The 16,149-nt window shown below is 36.0% G+C and carries 11 protein-coding genes, 1 tRNA gene and 1 pseudogene; 6 read left to right on the top strand and 7 right to left on the bottom strand.

All coding sequences use genetic code 11. The annotated features are described in order from the left end of the window. A pseudogene (locus ME3_RS06980) lies at nt 1–101 on the top strand (tyrosine-type recombinase/integrase); the annotation flags it as partial. A gap of 56 nt (nt 102–157) precedes the next feature. Here ME3_RS06980 and ME3_RS06165 read toward each other — a convergent pair. From ME3_RS06165 to ME3_RS06140, 6 genes are all read right to left on the bottom strand, one after another. Then, nucleotides 158–457, bottom strand: a complete 300-nt coding sequence (locus ME3_RS06165) for a HigA family addiction module antitoxin (protein ID WP_007476918.1) — start codon at nt 455–457, stop codon at nt 158–160. A 17-nt stretch (nt 458–474) separates the two neighbouring features. Then, the gene (locus ME3_RS06160) at nt 475–756 is read right to left on the bottom strand and encodes a type II toxin-antitoxin system RelE/ParE family toxin (RefSeq protein WP_007476916.1); all 282 of its coding nucleotides are present in this window, start codon (nt 754–756) and stop codon (nt 475–477) included. A gap of 213 nt (nt 757–969) precedes the next feature. Continuing rightward, nucleotides 970–1,044: transfer RNA gene (locus ME3_RS06155), tRNA-Gln, on the bottom strand. Between the two features lie 1,210 nt (nt 1,045–2,254). Next, a complete protein-coding gene (gene ppdK / locus ME3_RS06150; RefSeq protein ID WP_007478037.1) occupies nt 2,255–4,921 on the bottom strand; it encodes a pyruvate, phosphate dikinase in 2,667 nt (888 codons plus the stop codon). Between the two features lie 192 nt (nt 4,922–5,113). Beyond that, on the bottom strand, nt 5,114–5,758 hold the full coding sequence (locus ME3_RS06145; RefSeq protein ID WP_007478036.1) for a DsbA family protein: 645 nt from the start codon (nt 5,756–5,758) through the stop codon (nt 5,114–5,116). A gap of 91 nt (nt 5,759–5,849) precedes the next feature. Beyond that, nucleotides 5,850–6,350, bottom strand: a complete 501-nt coding sequence (locus ME3_RS06140) for a DUF721 domain-containing protein (protein ID WP_007478034.1) — start codon at nt 6,348–6,350, stop codon at nt 5,850–5,852. 74 nt (nt 6,351–6,424) lie between these two features. Here ME3_RS06140 and mutY point away from each other — a divergent pair, with 74 nt between their 5' ends. Then, nucleotides 6,425–7,483 carry an A/G-specific adenine glycosylase gene (gene mutY, locus ME3_RS06135; RefSeq protein ID WP_007478032.1) on the top strand — a complete coding sequence of 353 codons (1,059 nt, stop codon included), beginning with the start codon at nt 6,425–6,427 and terminating at the stop codon, nt 7,481–7,483. Between the two features lie 81 nt (nt 7,484–7,564). Here mutY and ME3_RS06130 read toward each other — a convergent pair whose 3' ends face one another. Then, nucleotides 7,565–8,701, bottom strand: a complete 1,137-nt coding sequence (locus ME3_RS06130) for a site-specific DNA-methyltransferase (RefSeq protein ID WP_007478031.1) — start codon at nt 8,699–8,701, stop codon at nt 7,565–7,567. 315 nt (nt 8,702–9,016) lie between these two features. Between ME3_RS06130 and ME3_RS06125 the strand changes: the two genes are divergently transcribed. From ME3_RS06125 to ME3_RS06110, 4 genes are all read left to right on the top strand, one after another. Then, the gene (locus ME3_RS06125; protein ID WP_007478030.1) at nt 9,017–9,709 is read left to right on the top strand and encodes an HAD family hydrolase; all 693 of its coding nucleotides are present in this window, start codon (nt 9,017–9,019) and stop codon (nt 9,707–9,709) included. A 311-nt stretch (nt 9,710–10,020) separates the two neighbouring features. Beyond that, the gene (thrC, locus tag ME3_RS06120) at nt 10,021–11,418 is read left to right on the top strand and encodes a threonine synthase (RefSeq protein ID WP_007478029.1); all 1,398 of its coding nucleotides are present in this window, start codon (nt 10,021–10,023) and stop codon (nt 11,416–11,418) included. A gap of 83 nt (nt 11,419–11,501) precedes the next feature. Then, nucleotides 11,502–12,794, top strand: a complete 1,293-nt coding sequence (locus ME3_RS06115; protein WP_007478028.1) for a M16 family metallopeptidase — start codon at nt 11,502–11,504, stop codon at nt 12,792–12,794. 448 nt (nt 12,795–13,242) lie between these two features. Beyond that, a complete protein-coding gene (locus ME3_RS06110; protein WP_007478027.1) occupies nt 13,243–16,134 on the top strand; it encodes an EAL domain-containing protein in 2,892 nt (963 codons plus the stop codon). Nucleotides 16,135–16,149 lie beyond the last annotated feature (15 nt).

Raw genomic sequence — 16,149 nt, 5'->3', positions numbered from 1 at the left:
TTTTTGGATGGACCGAAGATGACATGGCATCTCTCTACACAAAAACTGCTGATAGAAAACGACTCGCTATAGAAGCAATTAAAAAGCTTCAAAAAAGTTAGTGTTATGAACCCTAGTCTTAAAAACAAACTAAAAGCTATCAAAATCAGTGATGAAATCAAAGCGACATTTGAGTAGTATCAGAAACCAGAGGACGAATAGATGGTTGTGCCCGTTGCATTGCTTGCCATAAATTATAGTTTGTTTGCATATCTAACCAAAACTTCGCTTTACTAAAACCCGCTAATTCTAATTTAACTGCAAGCTCGGTGCTCATAGAAACATGTCCATTAATAACTCTTGATAGAGAAGCTCTTGTCACATGGAGATGGTCGGCTAATTTTTGTATTGTTATCTCCATTTCTTCCAAAAAAGCTACTTTTAGAACTTCACCTGGATGTGCAGGATTATGCATCATTGTTTTACTTCCTTTCATCAATGGTAATCTTGATAATCAACAAGTTCAACATCTGTTCCGATAAAACGAAAGGTAATGCGCCAATTGCCGTTAACCCATATGGAATAGTAGCCCGCAAATTCACCTTTAAGAGAGTGCATTTTAAAAGCAGGTGCTTTCAGCATTTCAGGGCACGTAGCACTTGTTAAAGCCGTTAAAATAATACGTAACTTTTTTGTGTGAGCTGCTTGAATAGCTTTTGTGGAGCCCGTTGTGTAAAATAATTTTAAGCCTTTATGCTTGAAGCTCACAATTGCCATTACCATTCCTTATCGTATACTATAACTATACGACTACTAATAATAAAAGTCAACTATCATGTTGGCAAATCTGATTCCATATTGAGAAAAAATGAACAAGAATAAATGATAAAAAACTTCAAAAAGGTGCGGGATAACACATAAAAAACTTAATAGAATCAATGGAATCAAAAATCCCTTACCTTTACATAACCCATTGATTTTATTGATATTTGGCTGGGGTACCTGGATTCGAACCAGGGAGTGCCGGTACCAAAAACCGGTGCCTTACCGCTTGGCTATACCCCAAAAAAAAGAAAACTATTACACTATGCTCGCGCCTTATACCGATTCTTGTAATTGTACGCAATATCTGAAAGCTAAAGCTTTCATTTTTCTTCTTATAAAAGCTTTCTAATCATTACAATAACACAAATCAATACACCACAAATATTAAAAGAACTATATCAAAAAAATCTATACGTTTATTCTCTTGATCAAATAATTTTAGTTCACATTATAAGCTGTTATAGCTTTTTATCATAAATATTACCATTTCACAGAGTAAACTTAATCCAAATATCTTCTTGAAAAATGCTAAAATTATTGAATAACGGTAACTAAACAATACTCAGCGATACAGTAATTATATAAACTTTTCGTGTAAAAAACAGTACTTTTTTATTTTAGTTATTCTCTTATAGATAAATATTATCACAGCTAGGTTTAGAAAATTTAATAAAAGATCACGTGCTATCACTAAAACAAACTTCTCACATGTAACAATACACTTTACTCCTAACTATAAATAATTGCTTTTCATAAATCATCCCCCTTCTAAGATATTGAAATACACTCAGAAAACTTCAATGATAAAAATCTCTAAAACATATGGTATAAAAAATTGGAACTTTGTGTATTAGTTGGATCCATCGTGGATGGGGGGAGCAAAACAAACAAAAACTAAATGAGTGGTATTAATGAAGTAATAGTAACTAATAAATATTACCCTCTTAGAGCTTCTATTCCACCATGAGTGCTATATAGTCATAAATTGTAAAACGTTTTTACAAAAAATTCTCTTCCAATTTCATATTCTACAGAGAAATTCCAATCACATAACACAAATAAATACTTATTTATAAGATCATAAATAACTCTACACAACATTCATTTTCGGTAGTTATTAGTAAATTTACAGAAGTAGTAATCAATGTGTTTTTGTTTCTTTAATATATTCACCTATTATTTTACAGGTAAAGAAACATCACTATCAACATTCAATAAAAATTCTATATTCTAATTTACGCATTATAAGATACGGTATGTATGCATAACATGATAACGTGCTATTGTACCTTAAGCTTTCTCATAAAATACATCAAAAGTAATACTATCTTCCATATACATAACTCAAACAAGGCACCTTAAGAAAATTTTTTTCTACCTTTAGCAACGTATTAAAATATTATCCCAATATACCAAAGCCATCAAAGTAAAGAATAATATCTTTAGATTTTTATACCTTTTGGGCAATTGCTGCTTGTGCTGCAGCTAAACGTGCAATTGGTACCCGAAAAGGTGAACACGAAACATAATCTAAGTTATTTTCCTCACACAAAGCGATAGAATCAGGATCTCCTCCATGTTCACCACAAATACCTAATTTAATTTTTGTACGCTGAGAACGCCCACGCTGTGCAGCAATAGCGATAAGTTCCCCTACTCCATCACGGTCAATTGACACGAAAGGATCTTGTTCCAAAATTCTTTTTTGAGAATAAGTTGCTAAGAAAGGAGCTGCATCATCACGTGAAATACCAAAAGTAGTTTGTGTCAAATCGTTTGTTCCAAACGAAAAAAACTCTGCAGTTTCAGCAATCTCACCTGCACGAAGAGCAGCTCTTGGTAGTTCAATCATAGTTCCAACTATATACTGAATTTCCCTTCCCTTTTCTCTCATTACTGTACTAGCTACATCGTCAATACAGGTTTTCACAAAATCCAATTCAGATTTAAGTGCAACAAGCGGTATCATAATTTCAAGCATAACAGGAGATCCAGACTTTTGAGCAGCATCTGCCGCTGCTTCAAAAATTGCTCGTGCCTGCATTTTAGCGATTTCAGGGTAAGTAATGATCAAACGACATCCCCGTAACCCAAGCATAGGGTTAAATTCATGTAGTTGCTGTGCCCGTTCGGAAATAATTTCAGCAGGAATTCCCATAGCCATTGCAACATCAAGAATTTCTGCGTCCGTTTTTGGTAAAAACTCATGTAAAGGAGGATCCAAAAAACGGATAGTGACAGGCAAACCAGACATAATTTCAAACAATTCTGTAAAATCTGACCGTTGCATTGGCAAAAGCTTATCCAATGCTTTACGGCGTCCATCTTGATCATTGCTTAAAATCATTTCACGCATAGCAACAATACGTTCACCAGCAAAAAACATATGCTCGGTACGACAAAGACCAATACCTTCAGCTCCAAAAGAACGCCCCATACGTGCATCAGATGGTGTTTCTGCATTGACGCGAATTTTCATACGCCGTATTTTATCAGCCCATTCCATTAATTGAGCAAAGTCTCCACAAAGCTCAGGCTGCAACATTGCAACCTTCCCTTTAAGAATCTCTCCACTTGCACCATCAATTGTAATGACATCTCCTTTTTGAAAAGTCTCTCCTGAAATAATCATTGTGTTTGTGCTATAATCAATTCGTACACTACCTGCACCAGAAATACAGGGCTTTCCCATACCACGTGCTACAACAGCAGCGTGACTTGTCATGCCACCGCGTGTTGTTAAAATTCCTTCTGCAGCGTGCATACCATGAATGTCTTCTGGGCTTGTCTCTACGCGCACCAAAATAACCTTGCGGCCTTCTTTTGATGCTGCTTCTGCCTCTTCTGAAGTAAAAACAATCTCACCAGTTGCTGCACCCGGAGAAGCAGGTAAACCACGTGCTACAACAAAACGGGCCGCCTTGGGATCAAGAGTCGGATGTAAAAGTTGATCAAGCGATTTTGGCTCAATTCGCATCACCGCCTCTTCACGACTGATTAACCCCTCCTTAACCATTTGTACTGCCATTTTTAAGGCTGCATGTGCCGTTCGCTTTCCTGAGCGGGTTTGTAAAATCCATAATTTACCCTTTTCAATTGTAAATTCAAGATCTTGCATATCACGGTAATGCTTTTCAAGTTTTTGGGCAATTTGACAAAACTTTAAAAAAGCTTCTGGCATAATTTTTTCTAACGACGGCTTACTTGAACCAGCAGCAATCCGTGCAACCTCAGTGATATTTTGTGGAGTACGAATGCCTGCCACAACATCCTCACCCTGCGCATTGACTAAAAATTCACCGTAAAGTTCTTTTTCCCCTGTCGATGGATTGCGTGTAAACGCAACACCTGTTGCAGAATCTTCTCCCATATTACCAAAGACCATAGCTTGCACATTAACTGCCGTTCCCCAATTTTCAGGAATATTGTGCAAACGACGATAAGTGATTGCGCGAGTAGTCATCCAACTTGAAAAAACTGCACCAATTGCACCCCACAGTTGCTCTTCAGGATCTTGCGGAAAAGGCTCACCTAACTTTTCTTCAACATATGCTTTGTAAGAAATAATAACATTTTTCCAATCAGTGGCTGTCATTTTTGTATCGACATCATAACCGTTGGATACTTTTACCTCATCAAGAATCTCTTCAAAGCACGAATGATCCAAACCTAAAACAACATTGGAATACATTTGGATAAAACGGCGATAACTGTCATAAGCAAAGCGTTCATTACTAGTCTGCAAAGCGATTGCTTTCACTGTCTCATCATTCATACCAAGATTAAGAATTGTATCCATCATTCCTGGCATAGAAGTCCGAGCCCCAGAACGAACAGAAAGTAACAGTGGTGTGCTTTTACTACCAAATTCGCGGCCTGTTTGTTCACCAATGCGTTTGAGTGCCTGCTTGACAGCTCCTTGCAATTCCTCTGGATATGCCTTGTTATGCGTATAATAAAAGTTACAAACTTCTGTCGTAATAGTGAATCCGGGAGGAACAGGTAAGCCAAGCTTGCTCATTTCTGCTAAATTAGCTCCTTTGCCGCCAAGGAGATTACGCTCATTTGTGCTTCCCTCTGCGTTACCATCACCAAAACTATAAACCCATTTTATCACTGTACAAGTTCTCCCATTATCAACATTAAAGTATCATTTGACTTAAGCTAACTATCCAAATGAATCATCCTATCCCAAATTAGCTTAACCAAATAAAACGTTGTTTCATAAACGCACGAAAGTAACCCTTTGTAGAAAGAAGGAGAACCGCCATAATTATCAATTGCTTATTTTCTTAGTAGAATGGTGTGTTCAAAGAAAACTATCAATAATTGAGAAAAAATCTTTCTCTGACATCAAACCTTCATACTTATTACCATTAATGAAAAAGGTAGGTGTTGCTGTAACACCAAATTCTTTCCCATGCTCAAAAGATGCATTCACTTCATCTAAAATAGACTGATTTTTTAGACAAGCTTCAAAGCTCTCATCTGTAAAACCAGCTAGTGAGCTAATCTTCTTCAATGGCGTTAAAGAATCCTCTACCCAAACCCACTCACTCTGTTTTTGAAATAAAACTTCTATCAAAGGAAAATAGCGATCTTCTGGTGCACAACGCGCCAACATAAAGCCTGCTGTTGCCCGAGGATCAAAAGCAAATTCCCGGAAAATAAGCTTTACTTTACCCGTTTTTATATATTTTTTCCGAATTTTGGGTAGCACATTATTATAAAAGTCAGCACAATGACCACAGGTAACTGAAGCATATTCAACAATAGTCACTGGTGCATTAATATCACCTTCAACTCTATCCTTACCCTCCTGAAGAAGCTTAACCATATCAACAGTTGCAACTGGTTTAACTTTACTAGCTAAAGCTGCAGTCGCATTAATCTGTGCAGTTATAGCCGAGATTAAAATAACCATGCAAAATAAAGAAGAACGATAGTTTAGCATAAAAAAACTTTTCTGTTATTATTAGATATGTAGAAATTCAGTGTTTTTATATATTAAAGATAATAGTAAAAATATACAAAAATGTTTTGATTTATTTATTATTTTTTTCTGCAAAAATGCAACATCCAAGCTCATAAAGCGATTGACGGAGGTTTTCATCTTCAACACATTGAAGCATTTTCTTCACGTGCTGTTTATCCTTTTCATTCGCAATTGGCTCTTCTCTTAACTGCTCAATAAGAGTTGAGACTTTCTTTTGTTCTATCTTAATACAGTCAATAGCGACATACCCAAAAAAAACATTAATTCGCTGAATTAATTCCTCTGTTTCATGGATCAATTTTAATGCAGTAAATCCTTCACATGCTATGACAAGTGTTGCAGGTTTAAAAATTTCATCTTGATTTGCACGACGTTTCCAAATAATTTTGAGTGGTATTGTGGATTCAGCAATATCATAACCTACAATTTGCGACCAGTGTTCTATAAGCGCCATATTAAGCCCCGTCCGCCTGCGTAAAATCGGATCAAGCATACTGGACACTGTTTTAGAAAGAGAATAAAAATGGGGCTTTTGGGGCGTCTTGCTCATTTCATATCAGATTATTACTAAATTATAACAATTTTTTCTTTGTATTTTATATCTTCCTATGATTGAAGACAATGATGCATGAAATTTCTTCGCGCCTTCTTTTCTGGTACGATCAAAATCATCGGCATTTGCCATGGCGTATTACCCCCAAAGAACAAATGGAAGGTATTCGTCCTGATCCTTATAAAGTTTGGCTATCTGAAATCATGCTTCAACAAACAACCGTTGAAACAGTTAAACCTTATTTTAAAAAATTTCTAAAGTTTTGGCCTAATCTTTCTTCTCTATCACAAGCATCACAAGATGATATTATGAAAGCGTGGGCTGGCCTTGGCTATTATTCGCGTGCACGCAACCTTAAAAATTGTGCTCATCAACTTGTTGAAAACTATAAAGGTGAATTCCCTCAATCTGTAAAAATATTACGTACTTTACCCGGTATCGGAGATTATACTGCAGCAGCTATTGCTGCAATTGCTTTTGAACACCCCGTGGCTGTTGTTGATGGTAACGTTGAACGCATTATAACCCGTTTATTTGCTATTACTTCAGTATTACCTAAAGCAAAATCTGAAATAAAAGAAAAAACTCAAAAAATTACTGATTTAAATCGTCCTGGTGACTTTGCACAAGCCATGATGGATTTAGGTGCAACAATTTGTACACCACGTAAACCATCTTGTTTACTCTGCCCTCTTCAAAATCTATGCAAAGCAAAGAAAATGCATACAACAGAAGCATTTCCAGTTAAAGCCCCTAAAAAAGCACGACCCTTTAAAACTGGCGTTGCTTTTGTAGTACTCAATAAAAATAAGCAAATTTACTTAGAAAAACAACAGAGTAACAGACTACTCAATGGAATGACCCAAATACCCAATCATATTGGAACAAACAGTAAAAATGAGCTCCAAAATGCACCTTTCCAAGCCAATTGGCAATTTAAAGGACAAGTTACACATATTTTTACTCATTTTTCTCTGAAACTTGATGTCTATTGTGCTGACAATATTAGCGAAACGAAACTCAAAAACGGCTGGTGGTGTGACATCCATAATCTTTCCAAAGAGGCGCTTCCTACCGTTATGAAAAAAGCCATTTCTGTAGCAATCCCCAACTCTTTTAAACTAAAATAGCTTTGCTTGCGTAAAAGCTTTAGTATTTAATTTAGTGCTAATTTATTGAGATTTGAAAGGCAAATAAATGTGATTTATTGCTCACATAATGCCAGTTTTTAACATTTGTGAACGGATTATCATTCTTAAATTATCAATTGATTTCAACTGACCATCTTCTTCATAATACCAAAATGTCCAACCATTACAACTTTGTGAAGCTTGAGCTTTTCTTCCCATCATATGAATAGAACCAGCTTCACCGCCATACATAATAGTACCGTCAGCTTTTACAATAGCAGATACTCGTTTTTTCCGGTCATAAAGAATCATTCCAGGATCTAACAAACCTGCCTCAAGTAAATTAGTAAATGCTACACGCGGTTCTGCTTTTTTATTTGCTAAAACTGTTAATTCCGACTCAGCTAGAGGCTTAATCATAGCAATTCTTTCATGCGCTGCATCAATGTAGCTCTGCTCGCGCTCAATACCCACAAAATTACGCCCTAAAAGTTTGGCAACAGCTCCTGTCGTTCCCGAACCAAAAAACGGATCAAGAATAATATCACCTGGCTTGCTAGAAGCCATAATAATACGTGCTAATAATGTTTGCGGCTTTTGTGTTGGATGTAATTTACGCCCTATTTCATCTTTTAAACGCTCACTGCCTGTACAAAGAGGAAAAAGCCAATCTGAACGCATTTGTACATCTTCATTGGCAGCCTTTAATGCCTTATAATTAAATGTATATTTCTTATCTTTTTGATCACGCGCAGCCCAAATAAGAGTCTCATGGGCATTTTGAAAGCGACGCCCACGAAAATTAGGCATAGGATTATTTTTGCGCCAAATGATATCATTGAGTAACCAAAAACCTAAATCCTGTAATGCCGTACCAACCCGGAAAATATTATGATAAGATCCTATAACCCAAAGTGTTCCATTGGGTTTTAATACGCGACGGCAAGCCAATAACCATGCACGTGTAAAAGCATCATAAGCAGCAAAATTTTCAAATTGATCCCATGCATCATTAACCGCATCAACACGTGAATGATCTGGACGATATAATGTATTTTCTAACTGCAAATTATAAGGTGGATCTGCAAAAATCATATCAACCGAATGCTTAGGAAGCTTTTCCAGCATTGCAACACAATCACCCTTGAGGATTTTATTGCACCACTGTGTCTGTAAAGACGTACAAACCAGATCTTTTTGAAACCGAACAACTGTCATAAAATATTCAACAATACGAGCTGAGACTATCCTATAGCCAAAATGATTTACGGATTTGACATTATGCCTTATATTTACAAAATAGAGTAAAAGGATCGTTAAACTATTTTAAAACTAATTGCCTTTTTTCTTTAAAATCGGGTAAAATAATTTCATATCTATTAACTTTTATTTTCCTTTTCTTCAGTGCATAGTTTAGACATTTCTTACCTTATTAAGTTAATAGGGCGTGCCTTTCAAAATATACTTTTATAAAAAAGGATCCCTTTATATCGTTTTATTGCAAACTTTTAAGCCATAAATAAGGAATATCTTATGCCTCAAATCGACCTTATTATTTTTGATTGTGATGGAGTTTTGGTAGATTCTGAATATCTAGCAGCGGAAATTGGTGCGCAATTATTGACAGAAGCAGGATTTGGAATATCACCTGAAGAATTAAGTAAACGCTACGCAGGGCTTATTTTTCGTGATATTCTTCAAAAAGTCGAACAGGAAACAAAAAAGCCAATTTCCGCTCGCCTTATAGATCAAATGTCAAACCTTTTTCGTGCACAAATAACAACTAAATTACGTGCCATTGACGGTATAAGAAAAGCAATAGAAACTATTAAACTTCGATACCCCTATTGTATTTGCTCTAATGCAATGAGCGCAGATATAAAACAGATGCTCATTGCCGTTAATCTTTATGATCTTTTTGAAAACAAAATATTTTCTGCACTCGAAGTTGGAACTCAAAAACCAAAACCTGCACCCGATATTTTTCTTTTCGCTGCACAAAAATTATGTGTACAACCACAAAATGTTATTGTTATAGAAGATTCTATTCATGGCGTACATGCAGCAAAAGCAGCGGGAATGCGCGTTGTTGGCTTTACGGGAGGATCGCACAGTTATCTTAGCCACTCCAATGCTCTCACAGATGCTGGAGCTGAAACAGTGATTACTAAACATACACATTTACCCGAAGTTTTAGAAGCAATGGCAATATGGCAAGATTTATAATATAAAGATATCTTCGGGAAGAATTATCGTGATTTTTTCTTCAGTTTTAAAGAACGAGATAAGGTTACATAAATCACCGTTAATAAAAAGCACAAATAGATACTTTGTTTATAAACTAGCATATTCTTTAATATTCAATATTTTATATTAGAACCTGATTTTATATTAACATCTGAAATTTTTAGCGCAATTTTTCTCGTTTTGCACAAAAATGAGCAACCGCACTTTCATTCACTTGATAATTTAAATATTATTAAAAAGTAAAATATAAAAATTTCTTATTTGCCCAAAATAAATGAAAGCGAAGACTTATGAAATATATCAGTACAAGAGGCAAAGCTCCTACTTTAAACTTTACTGACACAATTATGACGGGTCTAGCTAGTGATGGTGGTCTTTATCTTCCAGAAAAATTCCCTCAATTTTCACCTGATGCATTACGAGCGCTACGTGGACAATCTTATGCTACAATTGCTAAAATCATTCTTTGGCCTTTTATAGACAATGAGATTGAGCGCACAACTTTTGAAAATATAATTACTGAATCTTATACTGTTTTTCGTCATCCAGCAATCTGTCCATTGCAGCAAACCGGTCCCAATGAATTTATCCTTGAACTTTTCCACGGTCCTACTTTGGCATTTAAAGATATCGCAATGCAATTTCTTGCTAGACTAATGGATTACATCCTGACTAAAAAAAATAAACGTGCAACAATTATTGGTGCCACATCAGGTGATACAGGCGGTGCTGCAATCCAAGCCTTCACTGGGAGAGAGAACTCAGATATTTTTATTTTATTTCCTAAAGGGCACATATCATCAGTTCAGCAACGGCAAATAACCACTAATCACAGTGCTAATGTTCATGCTATAGCTATTCAAGGCAATTTTGATGACTGCCAAGCACTCGTTAAAGCAATGTTTAATGATCATAATTTTCGTCAAAAAATAGCGCTCTCAGGAATCAACTCTATAAACTGGGCGCGTATCATGGCGCAAATTGTTTATTATTTCTCATCTGCACTTTCCCTTGGGGCACCCGATAGATCTGTTTCATTTACCGTTCCCACTGGAAACTTTGGTGATATTTTTGCAGGTTATGTTGCTGCTCGTATGGGGCTACCTATTACTCAATTGGTTATAGCAACAAATGATAACGATATTCTTCATCGTGCATTAACCAGTGGTACTTACGAAATACGTCCTACAATACATACCACATCTCCTTCGATGGACATTCAAGTCTCTTCCAACTTTGAACGCTTATTATTTGAAAGTTGCAATCGTGATTCAATATGGATTTGCAATGCAATGGAAAATTTGAACCAATCAGGCTGGTTTAACCTTGATAAAAAGCAACTTAAAAATATTTGCACTTTGTTTTCTGCTGGGAAAAGTAGTGTAACTGAAACAACACAAACAATTAATAGTGTTTATAAAGAAAGTGGTTATCTGGTTGACCCACACACAGCAGTTGCACTGAAAGTAGCCCGAGAAAAGAAGCAATCACCTATTCCAATGATCGTCCTTGCTACTGCTCACCCTGCTAAATTTCCTGATGCTATCCAAGGCGCTTGTGGTATTAATGCACCATGGCCATCTTGTCTAAATGATTTAATGCAGCGCGAAGAGCACTTTACAAGTCTTGCTAATGATGAAAAAATAGTCAAAGATTATATCTCTTTAAAATCGCGTACATCGCATTAGATGTTAACTGCGTCTATCCAAATCAAAAAATATGTAATGTCCTTATAATTGGGCATGTAGTTTGTTTAACGGAGTCATAAAGCATGGGTGTAGATATCAGCCGCCTTAGTAATGGTTTGACTATTGCCACGCATACAATGCAACAAATTGACAGTGTCGCACTTGGAATATGGGTTAAAGTTGGCTCACGTAACGAAACTTTTACACAACACGGCATTGCTCATCTCCTTGAACATATGGCCTTTAAAGGAACTGAAAACCGTACAGCCTTTAAAATTGCAGCCGACATTGAAGATGTTGGAGGGGAAATTAATGCCCATACCAGTATTGAAACAACTGCCTATTTTGCACGTGTACTTAAAGACGATATCCCGCTGGCTATCGATATTCTATCTGATATCATGATATGCTCAAAATTTGATGAAAACGAATTAGAGCGAGAAAAACAAGTGATTATTCAGGAAATTGGTGCTACCTATGATGTTCCGGATGATATTGTTTTTGATCATTTTACTGAAACAGCCTTTCGCCATCAGTCTCTTGGTCGCTCTATTTTAGGAACACCAAAGACAGTCCAATCATTTACGTCTGCTGATTTACATAGTTTTATGAATAAACACTACAGCGCAGATCGCATGATTGTAGTGGCTGCAGGAGCTGTGAATCATGAAAGCTTTTTGCGTGAAGTTGAAAGCCGTCTTAGTACTTTTCGCTCTCATTCAACAACCTCTTTTACCAACCTTGCCAATTATATCGGTGGTGACTTTCGTGAATACCGTGATTTAATGGATACACAAGTTGTTCTTGGTTTTGAAGGGCGCCCATATCATGCACGTGATTTCTATACAGCTCAGATTCTTTCAATTATTCTTGGAGGAGGCATGTCATCACGCTTATTTCAAGAAGTTAGAGAAAAACGTGGATTATGTTACTCTATTTATTCTTTTCACTGGGGGTTTTCAGATACTGGACTTTTTGGTATCCATGCTGCTACCGGACAAGAAGGGCTAGAAGCACTTTTGCCTGTCATTCTCGGTGAACTTTCTAAAGCGAGTAAAAATATTCACGAAAGCGAACTTCAACGAGCGCGGGCACAATATCGTGCCAATTTCACAATATCACAAGAAAACCCATCTAGCCAAGCGCATCTTATTGCCCGCCAAATGCTTCTTTATGATCGACCAATTCCAATATCTGAAATGATTGAACGTTTAGAGCTTATTACCCCAAAACGACTAACTGAACTTGCTACCCACCTTTTTACCAATTCAAAACCAACACTAGCAGCTATTGGTCCTGTTGGTCAGCTTATAAACTTTGATGATTTAACATCAACTCTTTTGTCTAATATAACCGCTCCTTCTGAACGTAAATAAACTAAACAGAATCCTTTCCAAAACTTCAACTCATCACCTTTGTAATGAATAAAGCGATTATATAAGTAGCTAATATTAACACCATCTACGCATTTTTGATTATAAAATCACCACAAGAGTTTTACTCATTAAATAAGTTTTGGAAAGATGAATTAAAAAAGCGTGTAAAGCTACTCAATCAACGCTTCATGTGATAGAAAATCAATAAGCAAAGGTATATTAGTGAATATCTTGAAAATCCATAGCTTAAGCTTGTCTTTTTAAAACATAAACACTAGTTTTAAGCCTCGTTTATAAGAATAGATATCTGGTTTATCTTTGTATAAAATATTCTTTTTTAAAGAAAATGATAGCTACTTCTTATAAAAATAAATCTTAAAAGATGAATGTATTTTCCCGAAAATATAATCTAAAATTAAACAGTGTAAAATACTGAGAGTGAGACATTGTGAAAAGTTTGCATCAGATAACCAATATTATCATTGTTATAATCATTAGCTTTTTTGTTCAACTTACATCAGCGCAAGCCATTGAACCAATTAAAATTTCTCCTCAAGATACGGCTATTGATCTATCAAAAGCAATCGAAATTCACCACACAAACAATCCCATCTTTCAAACAAGTACTGCACCAGGACCAGATGGTATTATATGGCGTATTGAAGTACGGGCTAACAATGAAAATTTTTCTGGAAGCTGGGCAGTATTTGCCCTTGCAAACTCAACAGATGAACAAATCGACCGCCTCATTGTTGCACCTCATTATCGTATAGCTAATTCAGGTCTTTTTTGGCCAGATCTTGGATCAACGCGTATTCAATCTATCACTCCAAATGAAGGTTTTTCTCTTGACCGTCAAGCTAGTACAAATTCTGATATTTTTCGTATTACACTCAACCCTGGTGCTGTCATTACATTTGTCGCAGAACTTAACTCTGCGAATCTGCCCAAAATCTATTTATGGAAACCTGAAGCTTATAAAGATACAATCAATTCCTATACGCTCTATCATGGTATCCTCCTTGGTATATCGGGTCTTTTAGCACTCTTACTAACCGTTCTATTCGTTGTTCGTGGAACAGGTCTCTTTCCTGCAACAGCTGCTGTTGCTTGGGCAATTCTTTTCTATATTGGTATTGACTTCAATTTTTTGAATAAACTCTTTGCAATTACACCAACAATAGAGCCAATTTGGCGTGCTAGTACAGAAATTGCACTTGCAGCAACACTTTTCATTTTCCTTTTTACTTATTTATGTCTGAACCGCTGGCATTATCATTTTAGCTACGGAGCAATCATATGGATTATAGCTCTTTGTGGCTTGGGAACATTTGCTATTTATGATCCGACCAGAGCTGCTGGTATCGCACGTGTATCATTTGGTCTTACCACTATACTTGGTATTATCTTAATCAGTTATTTTTCAATCCGCCGCTATGATCGTGCAATTATGCTTATCCCAACATGGTTGCTCATCAGCTTCTGGTCTATTGGAGCTTTTGCCTGCATAGAAGGATATTTAGATAATGATATTATTCAGCCAGCTCTAGCAGGAGGGTTGGTGCTTATTGTTCTTCTTATTAGCTTTACCATTATGCAACAAACTTTTTCCCATGATGCTTTCTATGAAGGAATCTTTTCTGACCTTGAACAACAAGCGCTTGCAGCAAAAGGAGCTGGAAATATCATTTGGGATTGGGATGTTGAGCGTGATCGTATTGTTGTTCATCCAGATATGACGCCCCTCTTTGGTACTGAAGCACACAAACTTAATGGTACTATGAATGACTGGATTTCAGCCTTACATCATGATGACCGTGAACACTTTCACGCCATGCTAAACATCATTCTTAAAAAGAAAAAAGGGCGTATTGACCAAATTTTTAGACTTTCTTGCGGTGGTGGTCATTATCATTGGTTTTCACTTCGCGCGAGTCCAGCTATTGTTAAAAAAGATGGAAAAGTTACCCGTGTGATTGGAACCATTATCAATATTACCAACCACAAAAAAGCCGAAGAACGTTTACTACATAATGCAATTTATGACAACTTAACTGATCTTCCTAACAAACAAATTTTTTTGGACAGATTACAGCATTATATCTCTCTTGCTAAAGTAAATATAAAAATTAAACCAACTGTTTTGATGATTGATTTCGACAATTTCCGTCAAATCAATCACAAGTTAGGTGTAGCTGTTGGTGATACTGTACTCTTGATCATTGCACGACGTTTGAGCCGTCTTATTAATACTCAAGATACCTTAACTCGTCTTTTTGCAGATCGTTTTGCAATTATTTTACTCAGTGAAATTGAACCACAAAAAATTGCAGCATTTGTAAATCATCTGCACAAAACAATTTCAGCGCCTATTTCACTTGCAGAACAAGAAATATCGCTTTCAACATCAATTGGACTGGTTACATGGAATGAATGTAGATTAAATGCTAAAGATATTTTCCATGATAGTGAACTGGCAATGATCAAAGCAAAACAAATGGGTGGTAATGATATTGTACCTTTTCGCCCCAATTTTCGTACTTTAGGCCTTAAACATAACAACATTGAACATGATATTCATTCTGCCATAAAGCATAATGAAATAAAAATTCTCTACCATCCTATTTTTAATCTATCAGATGGACAAATTATAGGTTTTGAAGCGATCGTAGAATGGCATCATCCATGTCATGGAAATTTAAATGTCAATGATTTCATTAAAATTGTAGAAAGCGAACAGATCACTACAGATCTGGCACAATTTATCATTGATAATGCTATTGCTGATCTTATCAACATAAAAAAGAAATGCGTTCAACAACCTTTCTTCATTTCAATCAATTTACCAAGTGCAGAAATGATTCACCCTAATTTTATAAGTCAATTGCGCTCTACCCTTCTTCGCAATCCACTTAATAAAGGGCACTTGATGATAGAGGTATCAGAATTTGTTTTGAGAAAAAATCCTGAACAATCAGCTCATTTCCTTGAGCAGATTAAAGCATTAGGAATGAATCTAGCATTAGATCATTTTGGAACAGGCTATTCATCACTTGCTTATCTCGTTCGTTATCCATTTAACATGGTTAAATTAGACCGCTCATTTGTCTCTCTCGATTCACCTAAGAAAAAGCTTGTTCTTAAATCAATTATTAATATGGCTACTGATCTTAATTTACAGATTATTGCAGAAGGTGTTGAAGATGAAAAAGTGGCTCTCTTCTTGCGTCAAGAAGGTTGCAAATATATTCAAAGTACAATTATTACTAAACCAATCACCGCCGAGGAATTAATTATTCTTATTCAAAATCAATTTTCTTACAAAAATAAATCAGGCTAATAGGCTTTTATAAAA

This window comes from Bartonella melophagi K-2C (assembly GCF_000278255.1).
GTDB classification, from domain to species: Bacteria; Pseudomonadota; Alphaproteobacteria; order Rhizobiales; family Rhizobiaceae; genus Bartonella; species Bartonella melophagi.
The sequence above is the reverse complement of the archived record's forward strand: the minus strand, read 5'-3'. Positions and strand labels throughout refer to the sequence as shown.

Bases quoted from the DNA above. Each gene is read 5' to 3' on its own strand.
- ME3_RS06165 (WP_007476918.1), bottom strand. From the start codon at position 457: ATGATGCATAATCCTGCACATCCAGGTGAAGTTCTAAAAGTAGCTTTT.
- ME3_RS06160 (WP_007476916.1), bottom strand. From the start codon at position 756: ATGGCAATTGTGAGCTTCAAGCATAAAGGCTTAAAATTATTTTACACA.
- ME3_RS06145 (WP_007478036.1), bottom strand. From the start codon at position 5,758: ATGCTAAACTATCGTTCTTCTTTATTTTGCATGGTTATTTTAATCTCG.
- ME3_RS06140 (WP_007478034.1), bottom strand. From the start codon at position 6,350: ATGAGCAAGACGCCCCAAAAGCCCCATTTTTATTCTCTTTCTAAAACA.
- mutY (WP_007478032.1), top strand. From the start codon at position 6,425: ATGCATGAAATTTCTTCGCGCCTTCTTTTCTGGTACGATCAAAATCAT.
- ME3_RS06130 (WP_007478031.1), bottom strand. From the start codon at position 8,701: ATGACAGTTGTTCGGTTTCAAAAAGATCTGGTTTGTACGTCTTTACAG.
- ME3_RS06125 (WP_007478030.1), top strand. From the start codon at position 9,017: ATGCCTCAAATCGACCTTATTATTTTTGATTGTGATGGAGTTTTGGTA.
- thrC (WP_007478029.1), top strand. From the start codon at position 10,021: ATGAAATATATCAGTACAAGAGGCAAAGCTCCTACTTTAAACTTTACT.
- ME3_RS06115 (WP_007478028.1), top strand. From the start codon at position 11,502: ATGGGTGTAGATATCAGCCGCCTTAGTAATGGTTTGACTATTGCCACG.